Below are 22,153 nucleotides of genomic sequence, written 5' to 3'. Positions count from 1 at the left end.
AGCCTTAGATTGGCTGGAGAGGTCGCGTCGCCCGGGTTGACGTCGGTGCGCGGTTACCTGGATGCCTAGGAGTCCTGTTGAACGAATTCGATTCGGTGGATTTCTTCACCGACCTGTCCCTGATTCCCGACCCGTACCCGTACTTCGACCACCTGCGCGCGCGGTGCCCGGTGCTGGCACGACCTGAGCAGGGCGTCCTGGCCGTAACGGGTCACTCCGAAGCGCTCGCGGTCTATAAGGATCCGGCGTTCTCGTCCTGCGTCTCGGTCGCCGGCCCGTTTTCGGGGCTGCCGTTCGAGCCCGAGGGCGACGACATCGGCAGCCTGATCGAACAGCACCGGTCGCAGATCCCGATGAGCGAACACATCGTGACGCAGGACCCGCCGGAGCACGCCAGGACGCGAGGCCTGCTCAGCCGCCTCCTGACCCCCAAGCGGCTCAAGGAGAACGAAGACTTCATGTGGCGGCTCGCCGATGAGCAGCTCGACGAGTTCGTATCCCGAGGCCGCTGCGAATTCCTCGACCAGTACGCGCGGCCGTTCTCCGGCCTGGTCATCGCCGACCTGCTGGGAGTTCCCATCGAGGATCACGAAGAGTTTCGGGATGTGTTCTCGGGCAAGTTCTCCGGTGGCGTCCAGGACGATTCGGTGACGCGGGCGCACAATCCGCTGGAATACCTCGACGAGAAATTCACCACGCACATCACCGACCGCCGCCGAGCGCCACGCGAAGACGTGTTGACCGAGCTGGCCCACGCGAAGTATCCCGACGGTTCGACTCCCGATGTCATCGACGTCGTCCGGCTGGCGACGTTCCTGTTCGCGGCCGGTCAGGAAACCACGACCAAGCTGCTGAGCTTCGGTGTCCGCACGCTCGCGGAGAACCAGGAGTTACAAAAGCTGCTCCGCGAAGATCGCGGCCGCATACCGAATTTCGTCGAAGAGACGCTGCGGATGGAAAGCCCGGTCAAATGTCACTTCCGGATGGCGCGCACGACGACGTCGATCGGTGACACCGAGGTCCCGGCGGGAAGCACCGTCATGTTGCTGCCCGGTGCGAGCAATCGGGATGCGCGAAAGTTCGAGCAGCCCGACGAGTTCCGCATCGACCGGCCCAACGTGCGAGAGCATGTGGCCTTCGGTCGCGGCAATCACTCGTGCCCGGGCGCACCGCTGGCCCGCGCGGAAGGGCGAATCTCGTTGAACCGCATACTCGACCGGATGGGGGACATCGCGATCGCCGAGGCCGAGCACGGGCCGCCGGACGCCCGTCGCTACACCTACGACCCGACCTGGCAGATGCGGGGCCTGTCCGAGCTGCACCTCGAATTCACCCCGATGTCGTGACTTCCCACCAAATCGGCGAGTGGGATCCCGGCTTCACCGAGCGCTTCGTCACCGCGGCAGAACCCCTGGCGCGGCGCTGGTTTCGCTTCGAGGTGCGTGGGCTGGAATCGGTGCCGCCTCGTGGCGGTGCCCTGATCGTCGGCAACCACTCGGGCGGCATGCTCACGCCCGACGTGCTGATCTTCGCGGCGGCGTTCTACCGAAGATTCGGCTACCGACGCCCGCTGTACACGCTCGGCCATGACGGGATGTTCGTCGGGCCGATGTCGCGATGGCTGACCCGGCTGGGCGTCATTCGCGCCACCTCCGCGAACACCGCGCGGGCGCTGCGGTCTGGCGGTGTGGTGCTGGTGTTTCCGGGCGGCACCTACGACGCCTATCGACCGACGCTGGCCGAGAACGTCATCGACTTCAACGGCCGCACCGGGTACGTCCGGGCGGCGATCGATGCGCGGGTGCCGATCGTGCCGGTGGTCTCCATCGGCGGCCAGGAAAGCCAGCTGTTCCTCACCCGCGGCACGTGGCTGGCCAAGCGGCTGGGCCTGTCGCGCTGGCGCTCGGACATTCTGCCCATCACCGTGGGGTTTCCGTTCGGACTCAGCATGCTCGTGCCGCCCAACCTGCCGTTGCCGACCAAGATCGTCAGCGAAGTCCTCGAACCGATCGACGTCGCCACCCGGTTCGGCGATCAGCCCGGCGTCGCCGACGTCGACGCGCATGTCCGTTCGGTCATGCAGGCCGCCCTGGACGGCCTGGCTCACCAGCGACGCTTTCCCGTCCTGGGCTAAGGCCTCGCCGTGGCTTGCGGCATCGCGCCCGGCACGGTCGCCACGTCATCGGACAACCCTGCGGCAGTGCGGATTTCGCGGAATGCGCCGACCATGGCGTCGGTGAGTTCATGGGGGTCGCCGAGGGTGCGGTCGTCGGCGATCACCGATATGTTCAGCTGATCGACGTAGCTCCACACGGTGATGTTGATCCCGCAGGCGGTGATCAACGGTCCCGCGGAATAGATTTCGCTGACCGGGGCGCCGGCGAAACGGCCCCGCTCACGCGGCCCCATCACGTTGGAGATCGGAATGTTGAACAACCTGTTTCGGGTGTACCGCCGGGCCAGCCATCGGAACGCCAGGGGAGCGGCAGCGCCGGGCAGGTAGCTGATCAACTTGCCATAGAGTTCCGGGCCGAACAGCTCGTTGTTCTCCTTGGCGATCGTCGTTGCCACGGACGTCAGGCGCACGCGCCGCAGCGGATCGCCGATGTGGGTGGGTAGCGACACCGCCATGCCCCCGAGCTCGTTGCCGCTGATCCGCTGCGGCGACCTGTCCGTAGTGGCCGGGACGGAGGCGACCAGGGGCTGGTTTGCGCTGCCGTCGTAGCGCAAGAGCAGTTCGCGCAGTGCGCCCGCCGCGATCGCCATCACCATGTCGTTGATGGTGATCTGCAGCTGCTTACCGGTCTGTTTGACTTGAGGTAAAGACAGCGTCGCGGTAGCGAAAGTCCGTGCCGGAGAGACGATATGGTTGAGGAAAGTCGGCGGCGCGTGCAGCATCCGGGCGAGGTCCGGTTGGCTGCCGCGCTGCCGGGCGCGCCGCCGTAGCCGCCGCGCCCCGCCGAGCGCCTCGGCTATCACCCCGGGTAACGCGGCGGCCTGCCGGGCATGATCCGCGGCGGCCGCACCTAGCAGCCGCGCCGTCGAGGGCGGAATGCACGTGGTGTCGTTGTCCCGGTCGTCCTGCACCGGGCCGGTCAAATCCATGAGCCTGGTCAGCAGATTGGCTGAGGCGACGCCGTCGGCCAGCGCGTGGTGCATCTTGCCGATGATCGCGAACTTGTTGTCCGCCAAGCCTTCGGCGAAGTGGAACTCCCACAACGGACGGTCGCGGTCCAGTGGCACCCCGGCAATCTGCCCGATCACCCCGTCGAGCTCCCGACGGCCACCCGGGGCGGGCACCCGAACGCGCCGCACATGATAGTCGAGGTCGACCTCGCAATTCTGCAACCACATCGGGTGATGCAATCGCCACGGGATGTCGATCAGCTTGTAGCGCAACGGATCCAGCCGATGCAGTCGCCGGTGCAGCGTGCGCCGGAAAACGTCGAAGCTGACCTCGCCGTCGTAGGCTGCGGCGTCGACGATCGCCACCTTCAAGGTGTGGGTATGTAGGTTCGGCGTCTCGCTGTACAGCAGCATCGCGTCCATGCCGTTGAGCCGCTTCACCCGACCATTATTGCCCTGCACCCGCGGCCGTGAGAACAAAATTCTGGTTCGACGGCACGCGCCGAGCCCGGCTTCGCGCCAGAACCACCCCCGGGCTCCACCCGCCCAACCCCTTGGTTGACAATCGACGCAAGACTCCATTCTTTTCGAAGTCCACGTGTCAAAGGAGACAAGACCATGGCTGAAGCCGTCATCGTCGAGGCAGTGCGTTCACCGATCGGCAAGCGCAACGGCGGATTGTCCGGGGTGCACCCGGCGGATCTTTCCGCGCAGGTGCTCAACGGCCTGGTCGACAAGGCGGGCGTCGACCCGGCCCTGGTCGACGACGTCATCTGGGGCTGCGTCATGCAGGCCGGCGAGCAGGCCCTCGACATCGGCCGCACCGCCCTGCTGACCGCCGGCTGGCCCGAGACCGTCCCGGGCGTGACCGTGGACCGCCAGTGCGGTTCGAGCCAGCAGTCCATCCACTTCGCGGCCGCCGGCGTCGTCGCCGGACACTACGACGTCGTCGTCGCCGGTGGTGTCGAGTCGATGTCGCGGACCCCGATGGGCGCCTCGCTGGCCAACGGCGGGCGCCCGTATCCCCAGGCCTTCCTGGACCGCTACCAAGGCCAGATCCCCAACCAGGGCATCGGCGCGGAGATGATCGCCGAGCAGTGGGGGTTCGACCGCACCACGCTGGACCAGTTCAGCCTCGACTCGCACGAAAAGGCTGCCGCCGCACAGGATTCCGGTGCTTTCGATGACCAGATCGTGGGCATCAAGGATCAGGACGGCAACGTGGTGCTCAAGGACGAAGGCATCCGCCGCGGCACCCCGATGGAGAAGATGGCCTCGCTGAAGCCGGCCTTCAAGGAGGACGGCGTGATCCACGCCGGCAACTCCTCGCAGATCTCCGACGGCTCGGCGGCGATCCTGTTCATGTCCGCCGAGAAGGCCAAGGAACTGGGGCTCAAGCCGATCGCCAAGGTGCACACCGCGACGCTGGCCGGAGCCGACCCGGTGATCATGCTGACCGCGCCCATCCCGGCCACCCAGAAGGTGCTCAAGCGGTCCGGGCTGTCCATCGGCGAGATCGGCGCCTACGAGGTCAACGAGGCGTTCGCGCCGGTCCCGCTGGCCTGGCTCAAGGACATCGGCGCCGACGAGAGCAAGCTCAACCCCAACGGTGGCGCAATCGCGCTGGGTCACCCGCTCGGCGGATCCGGTGCCCGGATCATGACCACCCTGCTGTATCACATGCGGGACAAGGGAATTCAGTACGGGCTGCAGACCATGTGTGAAGGTGGCGGCCAGGCCAACGCCACCATCGTGGAACTGTTGTGACCCAGCCGCCGGGGGCCCTGGCCGAGCGTCGGGGCAACGTGATGGTGATAACCATCAACCGGCCGGAAGCCCGCAACGCGGTGAACGCCGCCGTCAGCATCGGCCTCGGGGATGCGCTCGAAGAGGCGCAGCACGACCCCGAGGTGCGGGCGGTGGTGGTCACCGGCGCCGGCGACAAATCGTTCTGCGCCGGGGCCGACCTCAAGGCGATCGCGCGCCGGGAGAACCTGTATCACCCGGACCATCCCGAATGGGGCTTCGCCGGATACGTGCACCACTTCATCGACAAGCCCACGATCGCGGCGGTGAACGGTACCGCCCTGGGCGGTGGCACCGAGTTGGCGCTGGCCAGCGATCTGGTGGTGGCCGACGAACGCGCGCAGTTCGGTTTGCCCGAGGTCAAGCGCGGGCTGATCGCCGCCGCGGGCGGCGTGTTCCGCATCGTCGAGCAGTTGCCCCGCAAGGTGGCGATGCGGCTGCTGCTGACCGGCGAACCGCTGTCCGCGGCCGCCGCCTGCGAATGGGGCCTGATCAACGAGGTCGTCGCGCCGGGCTCCGTGCTGGACGCCGCGCTCGCCCTGGCCGAGCGCGTCACCGTCAACGCGCCGCTGTCTGTGCAGGCCAGCAAGCGGGTGGCCTACGGAGTCGACGACGGTGTCGTCGTCGGTGACGAACCGGGCTGGGAGCGCACCATTCGCGAGATGAAGGCGCTGCTCAGGTCCGAGGACGCCAAAGAGGGGCCGCTGGCGTTCGCCGAGAAGCGGGAGCCGGTCTGGAAGGCGCGCTAGTGCCGGCGCGGTATCAGCGCTAATGCGCGAGGATGTTGACCCCGCGGCCGAACACCGCGGGGAGCAGCGCGCAGGTCGGGACGACCGCGCGGCGCACCGCCCGCGGCGTGCTGGCCAGCACCAGCGCGCGGGTGAGCAGCCGGTAATCGCGGGTGATCCGGTGCCACGCCGTCTCGTACGCGGCCGGCCTCTCGTTCACGATGGCGTCGACCGCCGCGGCGGACTGCTTGAACGCCAGGCTGATGCCCTCGCCGGTGAGCGCGTCCTCGTAGCCGGCCGCGTCCCCGACCAGCAGCACGCGCCCCGCCACCCGGCGCGAGACCACCTGCCGCAAGGGTCCGCAGCCGCGGGGCTGCCCGGGCTCGGCGCCGTGCAGCTGGCGGGCCAGCCGCGGGAACCACGCCGGGTCGGGCCGGCCGCGCGACAGGATGGCCACCCCGACCAGGTCGGGCTCGACCGGTGTCACGTACGCCTCGCCCCAGCGCGACCAGTGCACCTCGACGAATTCCGACCAGGCCGGTACCCGGTAGTGCCAACGCACGCCGTAGCGCCGCGGCGTCCCCGCCGTCGCGGAGATTCCGACGGCGCGCCGCACCTGCGAATGCAGCCCGTCGGCGGCCACCAACCATTTCGCGCGCACGCCGGCGGCCGAGACACCGTGGGCGTCCTGCGCCACCTTCGTCACCCGCGCGCGGATCCAGTCGGTGTCCTGCTCCTTGGCGCGCGCGGCCAGCGCCGCGTGCAACGTCGTGCGGCGCACGCCGCGCCCCGGCCCGCCACGAAATTGCGCCTGCGCTCGCCGCCGCTCACTCACGTACGCGATCCCGTGAAAGGGCATGCCGACGGGATCCACGCCCAGCGAGGTCAATTCGGCCAAGCCGCCCGGCATCAACCCCTCGCCACACGCCTTGTCGATGGGCCCGTCGCGCGGTTCGGCCACGATCACCGAAAGTCCTTGGCGGCGAGCGTGTAACGCCGTCGCCAGCCCGCCCGGGCCGCCGCCGACGATCAACAGGTCCGCGTCGTAGGACATGAGCGCCGCTCCTCTCCCCCGCAAGCGGGAGGTGCCCCCGCATCGCTCTTTCGCTCTGCATCGTCGCCAGCGCGGTCGCTCACGTGTAGCCCAACGCCGAGTTCTCCACCTGTAGACGCACCCTGAGCAACGCGGCGTTGGCCAGCGTGAACAGCGCCGCGGTCAGCCACGCCGTGTGCACCAGCGGCAGTGCCAAGCCTTCGGCCACCACTGCAACATAGTTCGGGTGGTGCAGCCAGCGGTAGGGACCCTGACGCACCAGCGGCGCCTGCGGCAGCACGATCACGCGGGTGTTCCATCGCCGGCCCAGCGTCGTGATGCACCACCAGCGCAGCGCCTGGCTGGCCACCACCACCGCCAGCATCGGCCAGCCCAGCCACGCGATGAAGGGCCGGTGCAGCGCCCACGGCTCGACGAGGCAGCCGACCAGCAACGCGGTGTGAATGGTCACCATCACCGGATAGTGGGACCGGCCAAACTCCTTGGCGCCCTGCGTAAACGACCATCGCGCATTGCGGGTGGACACCACCAGCTCCGCCACGCGCTCCAGCCCGACCGCCAGCACCAGCAGGTAATACATGGCTACAGTCTTTACCAGCTCTACCAGGCCAGCAGCACCAGCTCGGAGCAGAACGCCGGGCCCATCGCGATCATCAACCCCATCGAGCCGGGCGGGGGCGGATCGGCGAGGTTGGCCGCGAGCACGTCGAGCACCGAGACCGACGACAGATTGCCGTTCTCGCGCAACGAGTTTCGTGTGTGGTCAAGGGCGGTCGCGGGCAGGCCGAGCCCGTCTTCGACCGCCTCGATCACCGCGGGCCCGCCAGGATGGCACACCCAAGCCGAGATGTCCTGCGGCGTAAGTCCGTGGTCGGCGAGGAACTTGCGGACGTCGTCCCCGAGATATTTCTCGGCAATGTTGACCACGTCCGCCGACAAGACGATCTGAAAGCCCTCGGTGCCTATTTTCCAGCCCATGACGTCTTCGGTGTCCGGGTACAGCCGGCTGCGCGTGGCCAACACCCGAGGGCCCGTTGTCTCGGCGTCGGCGCGATCGGCCCCCTTGGCGATGACGGCGGCGCCCCCGTCGCCAAACAGGCTGGTGGCGACCTGATTGGCGACCGAGCTGTCGTTGCGCTGAATGGTCAATGTGCACAATTCCACCGCCAGTAGCGCCGCCACGTGGCTGGGAAACGCGCGCAGATAGTCGTGCATGCGGGCCACCCCGGCCGCGCCCGCCGCGCACCCCAAGCCGAACAGCGGGACGCGCTTGACGTCTTGGCGCAACCCGACCCGGCCCGCCAGCCGCGCCTCGAGCGACGGCACGGCCAGCCCAGTAACCGTCGTCGAGAAGACGATGTCGACGTCCGACGGGTTGACCTTCGCTTCGTCGAGTGCAGTGAGCAGCGCCCGCTCGCCCAGTTCCAGCGCTACCTCAAGATAAACCTCGTTGGCTTCGGTGAAGCCGCTCAGTTGCTCCATCCGATCCATCGACACCGCGAGGTGGCGGTATTCGACGCCGGCTGAGAGAGCGAAGCGTCGAAATTGTTGGCCGAGAACATCACTCAGCCTGTCGATGAGAGCGTCTTGCGGGTGATAGTTATGCGGGAACTGCACGGAAACCGCCGCGACAAACGGGTCGGCGACAGTGGTTCGATTGAGTAAGCCAAGGCTCGTTGGAGCCCCCCCGGGGTTTTGATTCATGCACTTAGTTACGGTGCCCTAACTTGAATGGTTCATCTCAACCCGGTTTAGCCGCGGCTCGTGCAGGATAGGGTCAGGTGTATGCGGATTTTGGTCACCGGTGCCACCGGTTATGTGGGATCACGCCTGGTCACCGCGCTGCTGGCCAATCAGCATCAGGTGGCGGCCGCGACTCGAAACCCGGCGCGGCTCAAGCGCTTCGGCTGGTTCGACGACGTCACGCCGGTGAAACTGGATGCCGCCGACCCTGCGTCGCTGGCGTCGGCGTTCGCCGGCTGCGGGCCCGTCGACGTGGCGTATTACCTGGTGCACGCGATCGGTCAGCCGGGTTTTCGCGATGCGGACAAGACTGCGGCGGCGAATTTCGCGGCGGCGGCCCGCGACGCCGGGGTGCGGCGCATCGTCTACCTGGGCGGCTTCGTGCCCGCCGACGAAGACCTGTCCGAGCACTTGACCAGCCGGGCCGAGGTGGCCGAGGCGCTCACCCTCCCGGACGGCCCCGAGCTGGTGTGGCTGGGCGCGGCGATCATCATCGGCGCCGGCTCGACGTCGTTCGAGATGATGCGCTACGTCGGCGACCGGTTCCCGCTGATCCCCATCCCGAGCTGGATGGACAACCCGATCGACCCCATCTCCATCCGCGACGTGCTGCACTACCTCGTCGCCGCGGCCGACCGGGACCTGGTGCCCGCCGGGGCATACGACATCGCCGGCCCCGAGACCACGTCCTACCGCGACCTGCTCAAGGCGTACGCGCGCGTCTCCGGGCGCTGGCACACCGGACTGCCGGTCGGCAGGATCGACACCACCTTGGCGTCGCTGATCACCGGTGTCGCGCTGCCGGTGCCGCACGGGCTGGCGGGGGATCTGGTCGAATCGCTTGACCACCCGATGGTGGCCTCCGCCAGCGGCCTGCGCGATCGGGTTCCCGACCCGCCCGGGGGCCTGCTGGGCATCGACGAATCCATGGCCCTGGCCCTGGCCGGCCAGTACAAGCACCGGCCGCGTCCGGTCAATGCGCTGGCCGACCCGCACCACCTCGCCAATACCGATCCCGCCTGGGCGGGTGGCGACGCGCTGCGCATCCGCCGACTCGCCCGTCGAGTCACCCCATCCGTCGTGCGCCCGACCCTGGGGCTGGTGAACAGGGTCCCCGGCCCGGTGGCCGGAGCGGTGCGCACCGGCCTCGACCTCCTGATTGCCCTGACCCCGAAGGTGCGTCCCGCATGAGCCAGTCGACGAGCCCGTACCACACCGACGTCCTCACCGAGGTCCGGCGTGCGATCACCAATGTTGCTGTGCCACATAATGAATCGCCCGGCGTGGTGCGGCGCCGGCGGGTCATCGTGGCCATCACGGTGGTCATCGGGGCCGGCGTGCTCGGGTTCTCGTTGCGGCGCCATCCGGGGGATGCAAGCTTTTACTGGCTGACGCTGGTGCTGGCGGCGGTGTGGACCGCGGGAGCGTTGGTCTCCGGCCCGCTGCATCTGGGCGGCATCTGCTGGCGGGGCCGAAACCAGCGGCCGGTCATCACCGGCACCGGGGTCGGCCTGCTGGTGGGTGGGGCGTTCATCGTAGGCGGGCTGATCGTTCGGCAGATCACTCCCGTGGCGGAGTTGATCACCCGGGTACTGCTCTACGCCCACCACGGGTGGTATCCGGTGATCGTGGCGATCACGCTGATCAACGGCGTCGCGGAGGAAGTCTTCTTTCGCGGGGCGCTCTACACCGCACTGGGCCGATATCACCCCGTGGTGATCTCGACCGTCCTCTATACGTGCGCGACGCTGGCCAGCGGCAACCCGATGCTCGGCTTCGCCGCGATCATCTTGGGAACGGTGTGCGCGTTCGAGCGCCGGGCCACCGGGGGCGTCCTGGCCCCGATGCTCACCCATTTGGTGTGGGGGCTGATCATGGTTCTCGTGCTGCCCCCGATGTTCGGTGTCTGACCTCGCTACCCGCGGACGCGACGACGTCGCGGGCAAAAGCGCGCGTCGCGGCGGAATGGGCGGGCCGAACGCACAGCCAGTACACCCGCCCGGGCAGGCCCCTGGGCAAAAAAGTAGATCGCTGGGTATAACGGGCGCCGCGGCCGTCTTGGCCGGTGATCGCAATCTCGAGCCACTCGCGTCCCGGAGCTCGCTTGGTGGAGCGCAGCCGCAACAGGGTGCCCGCCGTGCGCTCCTCGACCTGCCAGTCGGCGGCGCGCGAGTTCACGACGTCCTCCACCGCCGACCAGAGCGCGCCCGGGTCGGCGGCGGTCGTGGCGGTTCGAACATCGGTGTAGACGATCTCGCCTGCCCAGTTCGGGTCCGTCGGCAGCGGGTCGGCCGGCTCGGACCGCAGCGACGACCAGGACGCATCGGGCAGGCCACGGCTGGCGCGGTGCAGCGCCAGCTCGACCGCGCGACGGTAACCCGTTAGCCCGCCCGGCGGCGGCGCGATGACGCCGTCGATGTCCGAATTGCGCATCACCGCATCGCATTCCAGCGATTCGACCAGCGGTCGCGCCAGCCCGGACGGAATCGGGGTCACGGTGCCCACCCAGAGGCTGGCGATCGTCGGGGTCAGGAACGGCAGCACGAACAGGTAGCGCCTGCCCAGCCCCGCGACCTCGGCGTAGACCCGCATCATGTCGCCGTATTCCAGCACGTCGGGGCCGCCGATATCCCAGGTGCGCGACGTCGGGACCGGGGCGGTCGCCGCGGCGGCCAGGTAGTACAGCACGTCGCGCACCGCGATCGGCTGGATCTTGTTGTGCACCCATTTCGGCGTGGTCATCACCGGTAACCGGTCGGTGAGGTGCCTGATCATCTCGAACGACGCCGACCCTGAGCCGATGACCACCCCGGCCTGCAACACGACGGTCTCGATGCCAGAGTCGATCAGCACGTCCCCGACCGCCTTGCGCGACGCGAGATGCGGTGAGAGATCACTCTTTTCGGGATGCAGCCCGCTCAGGTACACCACGCGCCGCACCCCGGCGCGCCGCGCGGCCGTCACGACGTTGCCGGCGGCGCGGGTTTCCTCGGCGGCGAAATCCTTGGAGCTGCCCATCGAATGGACGAGGTAGTACACCACGTCGATGCCGTCGAACGCGGCGGTCAGTGAATCGACGTCAGCAAGGTCCCCGCGCGCGACCTCCGCCTGTTGTCGCCACGGCACCTGCGCCAGCTTGTCGGGGTTGCGCGCCAGCGCACGGACGCGATGCCCCTCGTCCAGCAGCCGGGGCACCAGGCGCCCGCCGATGTAGCCGGTCGCTCCGGTCACCAGGCACCGCACCTGTTCGGGCATCGATCCTCCGTCGTTCGTCAGCGAGTCTGACGGGGAGGATTACCGCATCGCCGGGGGATTAAGCGTTGCGGCCGATCAGCGCCACAACTTAGCGGTCGGTGAAGTTGGCGGCGCGCCGCTGCTGGAAGGCCGTTGCGCCCTCGACGAAGTCGGGGGATTTCAGCAGCACCGACTGCCCGTCGAACTCGCGCTGCAGGGCCGGGTCCAACTGGGTCAGCGTGGCCGCGTTGATGGCCAGCTTGGTCTTGGCGAAGGCCACCGCCGGACCACCCAGCAGCCGGGCGATGACCTTGTCCACCTCGGCGTCGAAATCGCCGGCCGGATAGACCGCGGTGACCAGCCCCCACGACAACGCCTCGGCGGCCGTCAACCGTTCCGGAAGCAGCGCCATCTGCATGGCCCGGATGCGGCCAATCGCGGCCGCCACCAACGCCGACGCACCGCCGTCGGGCATCAACCCGATCTTGGTGAAGGCGAGCATGAAAAACGCACCCTCCGAAGCCAATACGACGTCACAGGCCAGGGCGATGGAGACGCCGACGCCCGCCGCGGGTCCCTGAACGACGGCGACCACCGGGTGCGGCAGCGCGGTGATCGCGCGCACCAGCCGGTTGATCTCGAGGATGATCTCGTCCGGCGGGACGCCGCCGCCGTCGGAGACGTCTTCGGCGCTGATGCCCGCACCGGAGCTGAAGCCGCGTCCGGCGCCACCGATGCGCACCACCTTGACCTCGGGGTCGGCGGCCGCGTGCTCCAACGCGTCCGCGATGCCGGTGATCACCGGAATGGTCAGCGAGTTCAGGCTGTCGGGCCGGTTGATGGTCACCGACAACACGCCGTCGGACAGCGTGACGTCAAGGCCTGCGACGGGGGCGAGGGTGGCAATCGCGGATGAAGGCATGGGCTCACCATAAGTGACCGGGGTGCGCGGCCCTCCGGCACGGCTGCGAAGATGTCGAACGACCGGTTGTTTGGTAGCGAACGGCGTCAGAGCGGACGAAAGGTCGGTGGATCGTGGCTGGACCGTTGAAGGGACTGCGTGTTGTCGAGCTGGCCGGCATCGGCCCCGGCCCACACGCCGCGATGATCCTGGGGGACGTGGGCGCCGACGTGGTGCGCATCGACCGTCCCTCGTCGGGTCCCGGGGGCGTGGCGAAGGACGCCATGATGCGCAACCGGCGGGTGGTGACCGCCGACCTGAAATCCGACGAAGGCCGCGACCTCGTCCTCAAGCTGATCGCTAAGGCCGACGTGCTGATCGAGGGCTACCGCCCGGGCGTCACCGAGCGGCTCGGCCTGGGCCCCGACGACTGCGCGAAGGTCAACGACCGGCTGGTGTACGCGCGGATGACCGGCTGGGGCCAGACCGGCCCGCGCAGCCAGCAGGCGGGTCACGACATCAACTACATCTCGCTGAACGGCATCCTGCACTCCATCGGCCGGGCCAACGAACGGCCGGTCCCGCCGCTGAACCTGGTCGGTGACTTCGGCGGCGGTTCGATGTTCTTGCTGCTCGGCATCCTGTCCGCGCTGTGGGAACGCCAGACCTCGGGCAAGGGGCAGGTCGTCGACGCCGCGATGGTCGACGGCTCCAGCGTGCTGGTCCAGATGATGTGGCAGATGCGGGCCTCGGGCATGTGGACCGACGCGCGCGGCACCAACCTGCTCGACGGCGGCGCACCCTATTACGACACCTACGAGTGCGCCGACGGTCGCTACGTCGCGGTCGGCGCCATCGAGCCGCAGTTCTACGCCGCCATGCTGACCGGGCTCGGCCTGGACGGCGCCGACCTGCCCGGGCAGAACGACGTCGGCCGCTGGCCCGAACTGCGGGCCGCGTTGACCGAAAAGTTCGCCAGTCAGGACCGCGACCACTGGGCCAAGGTGTTCGCCGACTCCGACGCGTGCGTGACACCGGTGCTGGCCTTCGGCGAGGTGCAGACCGAGCCGCACATCACCGAGCGGAACACCTTCTACGAGGTGAACGGCGGCCTGCAGCCGCTGCCGGCGCCGCGGTTCTCCCGCACCGCGCCGGAGACACCGCGACCCGCGGCGCCGGTGACCGACGCCGAAGCGGTACTCAACGACTGGGTATAGTCCCAACCAACCAGTTGGCTGGAATCCAGGGAATCGGGGAAGGACTCGAATGGAGATCAAAGACGCCGTCGCCGTCGTCACCGGGGGTGCCTCAGGTCTGGGCCTGGCCACCACCAAGCGACTGCTCGACCGCGGTGCCCAGGTGGTGGTCATCGACCTGCGCGGCGAAGAAGCGGTCCGAGAGCTGGGGGAGCGCGCGCGCTTCGTCGAGGCCGACGTCACCGACGAGGCCGCCGTCGGCAAGGCGCTGGACGCCGCCGAATCGATGGGCACGCTGCGCATCAACGTCAACTGCGCCGGCATCGGCAACGCCATCAAGACGCTGTCCAAGGACGGCCCGTTCCCGCTGGACGGCTTCAAGAAGGTCGTCGGGGTCAACCTGATCGGCACCTTTAACGTGCTGCGCCTCGCCGCCGAGCGCATCGCCAAGTCCGAGCCCGTCGGTCCCGAAGCAAGCCCGGAGCGTGGCGTCATCATCAACACCGCGTCGGTCGCCGCGTTCGAAGGCCAGATCGGCCAGGCCGCCTACTCGGCGTCCAAGGGCGGCGTGGTCGGGATGACCCTGCCGATCGCGCGCGACCTGTCCCGCGAGCTCATCCGCGTGGTGACGATCGCGCCGGGGCTGTTCAAGACTCCGCTGCTGGGCTCGCTGCCCGAGGAGGCGCAGAAGTCGCTGGGCAAGCAGGTGCCCCACCCTGCCCGGCTGGGCGACCCGGACGAGTACGGCGCGCTGGCCGTCCACATCGTGGAGAACCCGATGCTCAACGGCGAAGTCATCCGCCTGGACGGCGCCATTCGCATGGCGCCCCGCTGAGCCGCAACCCGTTCAGCAAGACGAAAGCCCCCCGCATCGGCGGGGGGCTTTCATTACCAGGCGCAATGATTACTTACGGAACCATCGACTGACGTTGGGTTCGGCCATCAATAGGCGGGCGAGCATGCTCATGGTCGGCCTCAGCTCGCGGCTTGCAGTTCGTCGAACTGCTCCGAGGTCTCGCCTTCCACCAGGACGTCGCCGTGGTAGAGGGCATCGAAGTCAACTTTGATGACGTCGGCACTTGTGTCGTCGATCCACATGACACTGAGCGTATGGGCCACCATTAAGGAATCTTTGAGTCACGATTCGGAAAATCTTGGCAATTTACCGGCGGGTAGGTTGACCGGCGGCTGCGCCACGATTTGGCCCGTGAGCTGCTTAGTTACGGCACATTTTTCTGGCCGGACTCTTACTGTCGGCGCGGTTTAAAGCGCGGCATTGAACGGTTCAGCCGGTCGCTTCCGTGTTTAGGGCAGAACACTGTTTGACGCGTGGAAATTAGCGTTTGTTACGTTGTCGCCGGTAAGCCAGCGGCCAGCGCAACGGGGCACCGGCAGCGGAAGGGCTCGAAATGCTGCAGAAGATCGCCCGAGTCGCCATCAGGGCGCCCCGCCGCATCCTCGCGATCGGCGTCCTGGTCTTCATCGCCGCCGCGATCTTCGGCGTCCCCGTCGCCAAGAGCCTGTCGCCGGGCGGTTTCCAGGACCCCGACTCCGAGTCGGCCCACGCCATCGGCGTGTTGAGCGACAAATTCGGCCAGAGCGGCCAGCAGGTGCTGATCCTGGTGACCGCCCCGGGCGGCAGCGATAGCGAGCAGGCCCGCAAGGTGGGCACCGACCTCGTCGACCAGCTGCAACGGTCCCCGCTGGTCTACAACGTCTCCTCGCCGTGGACCGCCCCGCCCCAGGCCGCGGCCGACCTGATGAGCCGCGACGGCAAGTCCGGGCTCGTCGTCGTCAACCTCAAAGGCGGCGAGAACTACGCGCAGAGCAACGCCCAGACCCTGGCCGACCAATACATCCACGACCGCGACGGCGTCACCGTCCGCGCCGGCGGCGCGGCGATGCAGTACGCGCAGATCAACACGCAGAACCAGGCCGACCTGCTGGTCATGGAGATGATCGCGCTGCCGCTGAGCTTCCTGGTGCTGATCTGGGTGTTCGGCGGGCTGCTGGCCGCGGCGTTACCGATGGCGCTGGGCGCGTTGGCCGTCGTCGGTTCGATGTCGGTGCTGCGCCTCATCACCTTCAACACCGAAGTGTCGATCTTCGCCCTCAACCTGAGCACCGCCCTTGGCCTGGCCCTGGCGATCGACTACACCCTGCTGATCGTCAGCCGCTACCGCGACGAATTGGCCGAGGGCCACGACCGGGAGCAAGCGCTCATCCGGACCATGGCCACCTCCGGGCGCACCGTGCTGTTCTCCGCGGTCACCGTGGCGTTGTCGATGTCGGCGACGGTGGCGTTCCCGATGTACTTCCTCAAGTCGTTCGCCTACGCCGGCGTGGCCACCGTCGCCTTCGTCGCGGCCGCCTCGATCGTGCTCACCCCGGCCGCGATCGTGCTGTTGGGTCCGCGACTGGACGCGTTCGACGTGCGCCGGTTCTTGCGGCGAACGCTGCTTAAGAAGAAGAGCCCGGAACCGGTGCACAAGCCCGTCGAGCAACTGTTCTGGTACCGGTCCACCAAGTTCGTGATGCGCCGCTGGGCCCCGATCGGGCTGACCGTCGTCGCGCTGCTGTTGCTGCTCGGATACCCGTTCTTGCGTGTGACCTGGGGTTTCCCCGATGACCGGGTGCTGCCGCGGTCGGCGTCGGCGCATCAGGTCGGTGATCGGCTGCGCAACGACTTCGCGCACGACTCGGCGACGTCGGTGCCCGTCGTCATCCCCGACGCCATCGGCCTGAACCCCACGGACCTCGACTCCTACGCCGCCGCCCTGTCCCGGGTCGCCGACGTGTCGTCGGTGTCCGCCCCCGGCGGCACCTTCGCCGCGGGCAACCGGGTGGGACCGCCGGCCGGGCCCACCGGGCTGGCCGGCGGCAGCGCCTTTCTGACCGTCAGCAGCACCGCGCCGCTGTTCTCGACGGCGAACGACGCCCAGCTCCGGCGGCTGCACGAGGTGCCCCGACCCGGGGGCCGATCCGTCGAGATGGGCGGGGTGGCACAGGTCAACCGTGACAGCGTCGACGCCGTGACCGACCGGCTGCCGCTGGTGCTCGGGCTGATGGCGGCGATCACCTTTGTGTTGCTGTTCCTGCTCACCGGCAGCGTGCTGCTGCCGGCCAAGGCGCTGGCCTGCAACTTCCTGTCGTTGACGGCGGCGTTCGGCGCGCTGGTGTGGATCTTCCAGGACGGCCATCTCGGCGCGCTCGGCACCACGCCCAGCGGGACGCTGGTGGCCAACATGCCGGTGCTGCTGTTCTGCATCGCCTTCGGGCTGTCCATGGACTACGAGGTCTTCCTGCTCTCCCGGATCCGCGAATACTGGCTGGCGTCCGGCGCCGCCCGGCCGGCGAGGCCGACCGCGAAACAGGCCCACGCCGCCAACGACGAAAGCGTGGCGCTCGGCGTCGCCCGCACCGGCCGGGTGATCACCGCGGCCGCGTTGGTGATGTCGATGTCCTTCGCCGCCCTGATCGCGGCGCACGTCTCGTTCATGCGGATGTTCGGCCTCGGCCTGACGCTCGCGGTGTTCGCCGACGCCACCCTGGTGCGGATGGTGGTCGTGCCGGCCTTCATGCACGTGATGGGCCGGTGGAATTGGTGGGCGCCCAGGCCCCTAGCGTGGCTGCACGACCGGTTCGGCATCAGCGAGGGAGCGGCCGCCGAACCCGGGGATCATCTCGGGCCGGTGCCGGATCGCGTCGAGCTCCCGGCGCCGGTGGTTGCCGAGCCGGTACCCAATATCGGTTAACGCCGACCGTCGGGTCGTGGGGAACCTATTGTGGGGCGCAAGCGAGTCGGAAGGTTCACAACGGTATGACAACGGTGGTCGACAACCCCTTCTTCGCGCGGGTCTGGCCGGTCGTCGCCACCCATGAAGCCGAGGCGATCCGGGCGATGCGTCGGGAGAATCTGGCCGGCCTGTCGGGTCGCGTCCTCGAAGTCGGCGCGGGCATCGGCACCAACTTTCCGCACTACCCGGACTCGGTCGACGAGGTGATCGCGGTGGAACCCGAACCGCGGCTGGCCGCGCAGGCCCGCGCCGCGGCGCAGGCCGTTCCCCTCCGCGTCATCGTCACCGGCGAGACGGTCGAGGCGTTCAGCGGCGCCGAGCCGTTCGACGCGGTGGTGTGCTCGCTGGTGTTGTGCTCGGTCCGCGATCCCGAAAGCGTTCTGCGGAGGCTGTTTTCGCTGTTGCGGCCGGGCGGGGAGCTGCGCTATCTGGAGCACATCGCCAGTGCCGGTGCGCGGGGCCGCTTTCAGCGTTTCGTCGATGCGACGGTGTGGCCGCGGCTGTTCGGCAACTGCCACACCCATCGGGACACCGAGCGCTCGATCGTCGAGGCGGGCTTCGAAGTCGACACGTCGCGGCGGGAGTTCACGTTGCCGGCCTGGGCGCCGATGCCGGTCTCGGAGTTACTGCTCGGCCGCGCGCGCCGCCCCTGACCGGCCGGCCCGATCAGTTCAACAGGGCCGGTAGCCGCTGCAACAACCCGGGCAGCGCCTGGCTGGCCGTCTCGCGCATGCTGATCGTCACGCTGCCCGACAGCGGAGTGACCTCGGGATTGACCTCGATGACGGCGGTGCCGCGCGACAGCGCCAACTCGGCCAGCCCGGCCGCCGGATACACGATCGCCGAGGTGCCGACCACCACCATCACGTCGGCGGCCTCGGTCGCCTCCACCGCGCGCCGCCACGGCTCGTCGGGCAACTGTTCGCCGAACCACACGATGTCGGGTCTGATCAGGCCGCCGCAGCGGCACACCGGGGGTTCCACCTCCAGCGCCGGTTCGGTCATCGCGGGCAGCGCCCCGGAGTAGGCCATACCGCAACTCGCGCAACGGAATTCGAACAGACTGCCGTGTAGGTGATGCACCGACCGGCTGCCCGCGCGCTCGTGCAGGTCGTCGACGTTCTGGGTGATGACGCTGACCTGGGCGTCGTCCTGCCAGGCGGCGATGGCTCGATGACCCGCGTTCGGTTGGACATCGGCGACCAGATAGTGGCGCCACAGATACCAGCCCCATACCCGCTGCGGATTGTCGCGCCAGCCCTGCGTGCTGGACAGCTCGTAAGGGTCGAAGCGGGCCCACAATCCGTTCTGGTCATCGCGAAAGGTCGGCACACCGCTCTCCGCGGAGATTCCCGCGCCGCTGAGCACCGCTACTCGCATCCCACCAAGATAGCCGGGGGTGGGGGATACTGAACGGGTGGAGCTCGGTGACTGGTTGAAGGTCGACATGAAGGCGGGAAAGCCGTTGTTCGACCAGCTGCGCACGCAGGTCATCGAGGGAGTTCGGGAGGGCGCGTTGCCGCCCGGCACGCGCCTGCCCACGGTGCGCGATCTGGCCGGCCAGCTCGGCGTCGCCGTCAACACCGTGGCGCGCGCCTACCGCGAGCTGGAAACCTCCGCCATCATCGAAACCCGGGGCCGCTTCGGCACTTTCATCGCGCGCTACGACCCGACCGACGCCGCGATGGCGGCCGCGGCCCGCGAATACGTCCGCGTCGCACGCGGACTGGGGTTGGACAAAGCCGACGCGGTGCGCTACATCGAAGCGGTGCCCGACGAGTAAGGAGGGCGTCGAAAGACCTTGGCCCACAGGCGCTTAGCCTCAGCGTCTCAGCGCAACACCTTGTCCAGCGTGCGCAGGTTGCGTGTCGTGGTCGACGACTTGTACCGCGGCTTACCCATCGTCTTGCCGATGGTGCTGTCCAGCGTGGCGCCCTTGGGGACCTGCCAATAGATCACGCCGTCACCGCGGCGGATCTTCTCGTCGGGACCCGCCTTCTCGGCCAGCGCGGCGAGCTCGTCGAGCATTGTCTTATCGGCGACGAACGTGACGTAGGACTGGTAGCCGTCGACCTCGCGCTCGAACGGATAGGCGTCGACCAGGGCGCGCACCGTGTCGATGTCATAGGCCAGCACCCACGCGTCGTAGCCGAACCGGTCCCGCAACGCGGCCTCGGCCTTCTTGCGCACCGACGCCACCCCGGCGGTCGACTCCAGCAGCACGTTGCCGGTGGCCAGGATGGTCCGGACCTGGGTGAACCCGGCGTCGGTCAGAGCCGCCGCCACCTCGGCCATCTTGAGGTTGACACCCCCGACGTTGACGCCACGCAGGAACGCCGCGTACTTGGTCATGCCCCGATTCCACCAGGTCGGCCGCGCAACGATAATCCCGGGCCGCCCGTCCCGCTGCGACGTAGGCTTTCGTCATGGGACGCCAAGTCTTCGACGACAAATTGCTGGCCTTGATCAGTGGACACTCCCTCGGGGTACTGGCCACCATCAAGCGCGACGGGCGGCCGCAGCTGTCGAACGTGAGCTATCACTTCGACCCGCGCAACGTGGTGATCCAGGTGTCGATCACCGAGCCACGCGCCAAGACCCGCAACCTGCGTCGGGACCCACGGGCCTCGATCCTGGTCGACGCCGACGACGGCTGGTCGTATGCCGTCGCCGAGGGCACCGCCGAGTTGACGCCGCCGGCGGCCGCACCCGACGACGACACCGTGGAGGCGCTGATTGCGTTGTACCGCAACATCGCCGGTGAGCACCCGGACTGGGACGAATACCGGCAAGCCATGGTCACCGACCGGCGGGTGTTGCTGACGCTGCCGATCTCGCATGTCTATGGCATGCCGCCGGGCATGCGCTAGCCGCGCCGCCCACTCAACCATTTCGGCACGCCCGGGCTAGGCTCCCCCTATGGCCGCATCGAATGCCCCGCAAGGTTCAAAGCCGTCGGAGTCGTCGGGGGCCGGATCGCCCGGGTCGGACGACGACACCAAGCGCAAATTCCGTGAAGCCCTGGACCGCAAGATGGCGAAATCCGCGAGCGGCTCCGATCACAAGGACGGCGCCGGCAAGCAAACGCGCGCGCACGGCGCCGTGGGCAACCGCCGGGAATTTCGCCGCAAGAGCGGCTGACGACCCCGTGCCGCGGCGGCCGGTTTCCGTTGCCGGGTTCAGCCTTGGGGCGCGGTGAACAGGCCGACCGACGGGTCGGCTTGGCCGGGTTGGCCGCGCAGGCTTCCCCGGGTGCTCGGGTGGGCGAAGTTCACTTGGGACGGGTCGTTCTGGTAGGCCCAATCCGCCACGATGGTGCGTTGACTGAACTTCCAACGGCCCTCGTGCCTGGCGTAGCTGTCCAGGTACCGTCCGCCGATGATGACGTCGATGTTGCGTTCGGGGCCGGCGAAGGTGTGGAACACCAGGCAGTAGATCTCGCCGCGGGCCGTGTCGCCGTCCACCACGAAGTTCGTCGTGGTGATGTTGTGTTGCGAGACAAGCACATACGGTTCGGCCGCTTGCAGTTGCGCGATGAACTGCTCGACGCCGCCGTCGGAAAACGAGCCGTGCGAGTCCGTCGCGTCGGGGTGATACAGGCCGCGAAGGGCGGCGTAGTCGGCGCGGTCGACGGCTCGGCAATAAGCGGTGACGAGTTGATGCAGTTCGTCGCGGGCCAGCATCAGTGCCAACTTGGCCTCATCCACCACCACGCCACGATAACGCGGTGATCGGCGGTGAGTAATCTTGCGACCAATAGCGTCCGCGGTCCCAGGGTGCCTGCGCGAAAGGAAGATCGTTGACGGTGAATCTCTGCCTCGCTCAGGATCCCGAGGCCGACAGGTTGCTGGACGAGAGCCCGTTGGCGTTGCTCATCGGGATGGTTCTGGATCAGCAGGTTCCCTTCGAGACGGCGTTCGCCGGACCGAAGAAGATCGCCGAGCGGATGGGCAGCTTCCCGGACCTTTCGGCCGCCGAAATCGCGGACTACGACCCGGACAAGTTCGCCGCGTTGTGCTCGCAAACCCCTGCGATACACCGCTTTCCGGGGTCGATGGCCAAGCGCATCCAGGCGCTGGCCCAGATCATCGTGGACCACTACGACGGCGACGCGGCCGGATTGTGGACGGCCGGTGACCCCGACGGGAGCGAGCTGCTGCGGCGGATCAAGGGGTTGCCGGGATTCGGGGACGTGAAGGCCAAGATCTTCTTGGCCCTGCTGGGCAAGCAGTACGGCGTGACGCCGAAGGGCTGGCGCGCCGCGGCGGGGGACTTCGGCCGGGCGGGTTCGCACATCTCCGTCGCCGATATCGTCGATGCAAAGTCGATGGGAAAAGTGCGCGCGTACAAAAAGCAAATGAAAGCGGCAGCCAAAGCGGCGAAGTAGCAGGTCCACAGAAGGGAAGGGCGACAACGTGAAGACACACATAACGTGTCCGTGCGGCGAAGCCATCGTCGGCAAGGACGAGGACGAACTGGTCGAGTTGACCCAGGCGCACCTCGCCAGCGTTCATCCTGGCCTCGAGTACGACCGCGACGCCATCCTGTTCATGGCGTACTGACGAGAA

The 22,153-nt window shown here is 68.1% G+C and carries 25 protein-coding genes; 15 read left to right on the top strand and 10 right to left on the bottom strand.

Going from position 1 to position 22,153, the window contains the following annotated elements:
• Positions 1-77 precede the first annotated feature (77 nt).
• On the top strand, positions 78-1,346 hold the full coding sequence (locus A5622_RS11795; protein ID WP_066878654.1) for a cytochrome P450: 1,269 nt from the start codon (positions 78-80) through the stop codon (positions 1,344-1,346).
• Entirely contained in the window at positions 1,343-2,134 is a 792-nt protein-coding gene (locus A5622_RS11790; RefSeq protein WP_082984834.1) for a lysophospholipid acyltransferase family protein, read from the top strand. The genes A5622_RS11795 and A5622_RS11790 overlap by 4 nt, the downstream gene beginning before the upstream one ends.
• Here A5622_RS11790 and A5622_RS11785 read toward each other — a convergent pair.
• Positions 2,131-3,567, bottom strand: coding sequence for a wax ester/triacylglycerol synthase family O-acyltransferase (locus A5622_RS11785; RefSeq protein WP_066878652.1), 1,437 nt, complete (start codon positions 3,565-3,567; stop codon positions 2,131-2,133). The two genes, A5622_RS11790 and A5622_RS11785, sit on opposite strands and share 4 nt — an antisense overlap.
• A gap of 177 nt (positions 3,568-3,744) precedes the next feature.
• On the opposite strand from A5622_RS11785, the gene A5622_RS11780 reads away from it, so the two are divergent.
• Both A5622_RS11780 and A5622_RS11775 read left to right on the top strand, forming a co-directional pair.
• On the top strand, positions 3,745-4,893 hold the full coding sequence (locus tag A5622_RS11780) for a thiolase family protein (protein WP_066866172.1): 1,149 nt from the start codon (positions 3,745-3,747) through the stop codon (positions 4,891-4,893).
• Entirely contained in the window at positions 4,890-5,681 is a 792-nt protein-coding gene (locus tag A5622_RS11775; protein WP_066878650.1) for a crotonase/enoyl-CoA hydratase family protein, read from the top strand. Before A5622_RS11780 ends, A5622_RS11775 begins: the two co-directional genes overlap by 4 nt.
• Positions 5,682-5,700: 19 nt before the next feature.
• On the opposite strand, the gene A5622_RS11770 is transcribed toward A5622_RS11775, so the two are convergent.
• The 3 genes from A5622_RS11770 to A5622_RS11760 form a co-directional block, all read right to left on the bottom strand.
• The gene (locus A5622_RS11770) at positions 5,701-6,714 is read right to left on the bottom strand and encodes an NAD(P)/FAD-dependent oxidoreductase (protein WP_066878648.1); all 1,014 of its coding nucleotides are present in this window, start codon (positions 6,712-6,714) and stop codon (positions 5,701-5,703) included.
• Between the two features lie 79 nt (positions 6,715-6,793).
• Positions 6,794-7,294: an isoprenylcysteine carboxyl methyltransferase family protein gene (locus A5622_RS11765; protein ID WP_066866076.1), complete on the bottom strand. Its 501-nt coding sequence runs from the start codon at positions 7,292-7,294 to the stop codon at positions 6,794-6,796.
• Positions 7,295-7,314: 20 nt separating this feature from the next.
• Positions 7,315-8,418: a type III polyketide synthase gene (locus A5622_RS11760; RefSeq protein WP_066878646.1), complete on the bottom strand. Its 1,104-nt coding sequence runs from the start codon at positions 8,416-8,418 to the stop codon at positions 7,315-7,317.
• A gap of 81 nt (positions 8,419-8,499) precedes the next feature.
• Between A5622_RS11760 and A5622_RS11755 the strand changes: the two genes are divergently transcribed.
• The gene (locus A5622_RS11755; protein ID WP_066878645.1) at positions 8,500-9,648 is read left to right on the top strand and encodes an NAD(P)H-binding protein; all 1,149 of its coding nucleotides are present in this window, start codon (positions 8,500-8,502) and stop codon (positions 9,646-9,648) included.
• On the top strand, positions 9,645-10,367 hold the full coding sequence (locus tag A5622_RS11750; RefSeq protein WP_066868721.1) for a CPBP family intramembrane glutamic endopeptidase: 723 nt from the start codon (positions 9,645-9,647) through the stop codon (positions 10,365-10,367). The genes A5622_RS11755 and A5622_RS11750 overlap by 4 nt, the downstream gene beginning before the upstream one ends.
• On the opposite strand, the gene A5622_RS11745 is transcribed toward A5622_RS11750, so the two are convergent.
• Both A5622_RS11745 and A5622_RS11740 read right to left on the bottom strand, forming a co-directional pair.
• Positions 10,330-11,712, bottom strand: a complete 1,383-nt coding sequence (locus A5622_RS11745; protein WP_066878643.1) for a DUF2867 domain-containing protein — start codon at positions 11,710-11,712, stop codon at positions 10,330-10,332. The genes A5622_RS11750 and A5622_RS11745 overlap by 38 nt on opposite strands.
• Before the next feature lie 88 nt (positions 11,713-11,800).
• A complete protein-coding gene (locus A5622_RS11740; RefSeq protein ID WP_066878641.1) occupies positions 11,801-12,613 on the bottom strand; it encodes an enoyl-CoA hydratase in 813 nt (270 codons plus the stop codon).
• A 113-nt stretch (positions 12,614-12,726) separates the two neighbouring features.
• On the opposite strand from A5622_RS11740, the gene A5622_RS11735 reads away from it, so the two are divergent.
• Together A5622_RS11735 and A5622_RS11730 are read left to right on the top strand one after the other, a co-directional pair.
• Positions 12,727-13,809, top strand: coding sequence for a CaiB/BaiF CoA-transferase family protein (locus tag A5622_RS11735; protein WP_066878639.1), 1,083 nt, complete (start codon positions 12,727-12,729; stop codon positions 13,807-13,809).
• Between the two features lie 49 nt (positions 13,810-13,858).
• Entirely contained in the window at positions 13,859-14,623 is a 765-nt protein-coding gene (locus A5622_RS11730) for a 3-hydroxyacyl-CoA dehydrogenase (protein ID WP_066868713.1), read from the top strand.
• 140 nt (positions 14,624-14,763) lie between these two features.
• Here A5622_RS11730 and A5622_RS30485 read toward each other — a convergent pair whose 3' ends face one another.
• Complete coding sequence (locus A5622_RS30485; RefSeq protein WP_156655929.1) at positions 14,764-14,886, bottom strand: hypothetical protein; 123 nt, start codon at positions 14,884-14,886, stop codon at positions 14,764-14,766.
• 311 nt (positions 14,887-15,197) lie between these two features.
• On the opposite strand from A5622_RS30485, the gene A5622_RS11725 reads away from it, so the two are divergent.
• Both A5622_RS11725 and A5622_RS11720 read left to right on the top strand, forming a co-directional pair.
• On the top strand, positions 15,198-17,543 hold the full coding sequence (locus A5622_RS11725) for an MMPL family transporter (RefSeq protein WP_066878637.1): 2,346 nt from the start codon (positions 15,198-15,200) through the stop codon (positions 17,541-17,543).
• Between the two features lie 65 nt (positions 17,544-17,608).
• Positions 17,609-18,238, top strand: a complete 630-nt coding sequence (locus A5622_RS11720; protein WP_066878635.1) for a class I SAM-dependent methyltransferase — start codon at positions 17,609-17,611, stop codon at positions 18,236-18,238.
• A 13-nt stretch (positions 18,239-18,251) separates the two neighbouring features.
• On the opposite strand, the gene A5622_RS11715 is transcribed toward A5622_RS11720, so the two are convergent.
• Positions 18,252-18,965, bottom strand: coding sequence for an NAD-dependent deacylase (locus A5622_RS11715; RefSeq protein ID WP_066878633.1), 714 nt, complete (start codon positions 18,963-18,965; stop codon positions 18,252-18,254).
• A gap of 37 nt (positions 18,966-19,002) precedes the next feature.
• Between A5622_RS11715 and A5622_RS11710 the strand changes: the two genes are divergently transcribed.
• Positions 19,003-19,368 carry a GntR family transcriptional regulator gene (locus A5622_RS11710; RefSeq protein ID WP_066868705.1) on the top strand — a complete coding sequence of 122 codons (366 nt, stop codon included), beginning with the start codon at positions 19,003-19,005 and terminating at the stop codon, positions 19,366-19,368.
• 47 nt (positions 19,369-19,415) lie between these two features.
• On the opposite strand, the gene A5622_RS11705 is transcribed toward A5622_RS11710, so the two are convergent.
• Complete coding sequence (locus A5622_RS11705) at positions 19,416-19,937, bottom strand: DUF1697 domain-containing protein (protein WP_066878631.1); 522 nt, start codon at positions 19,935-19,937, stop codon at positions 19,416-19,418.
• Positions 19,938-20,011: 74 nt separating this feature from the next.
• Here A5622_RS11705 and A5622_RS11700 point away from each other — a divergent pair, with 74 nt between their 5' ends.
• Together A5622_RS11700 and A5622_RS11695 are read left to right on the top strand one after the other, a co-directional pair.
• On the top strand, positions 20,012-20,455 hold the full coding sequence (locus A5622_RS11700) for a PPOX class F420-dependent oxidoreductase (RefSeq protein WP_066868701.1): 444 nt from the start codon (positions 20,012-20,014) through the stop codon (positions 20,453-20,455).
• Positions 20,456-20,504: 49 nt separating this feature from the next.
• Positions 20,505-20,726, top strand: coding sequence for a DUF5302 domain-containing protein (locus tag A5622_RS11695; RefSeq protein ID WP_066868699.1), 222 nt, complete (start codon positions 20,505-20,507; stop codon positions 20,724-20,726).
• A gap of 38 nt (positions 20,727-20,764) precedes the next feature.
• On the opposite strand, the gene A5622_RS11690 is transcribed toward A5622_RS11695, so the two are convergent.
• Positions 20,765-21,298 (bottom strand): nuclear transport factor 2 family protein, encoded by a 534-nt coding sequence (locus A5622_RS11690; RefSeq protein ID WP_066868697.1) that lies wholly within the window; start codon positions 21,296-21,298, stop codon positions 20,765-20,767.
• Between the two features lie 92 nt (positions 21,299-21,390).
• Between A5622_RS11690 and A5622_RS11685 the strand changes: the two genes are divergently transcribed.
• The gene (locus A5622_RS11685) at positions 21,391-21,972 is read left to right on the top strand and encodes an HhH-GPD-type base excision DNA repair protein (protein ID WP_066878629.1); all 582 of its coding nucleotides are present in this window, start codon (positions 21,391-21,393) and stop codon (positions 21,970-21,972) included.
• A gap of 28 nt (positions 21,973-22,000) precedes the next feature.
• Positions 22,001-22,147 (top strand): hypothetical protein, encoded by a 147-nt coding sequence (locus A5622_RS11680; protein ID WP_003875447.1) that lies wholly within the window; start codon positions 22,001-22,003, stop codon positions 22,145-22,147.
• Positions 22,148-22,153 lie beyond the last annotated feature (6 nt).

Source organism: Mycobacterium sp. 1245801.1, assembly GCF_001673055.1.
Classification (GTDB): Bacteria; Actinomycetota; Actinomycetes; order Mycobacteriales; family Mycobacteriaceae; genus Mycobacterium; species Mycobacterium europaeum_A.
The sequence above is the reverse complement of the archived record's forward strand: the minus strand, read 5'-3'. Positions and strand labels throughout refer to the sequence as shown.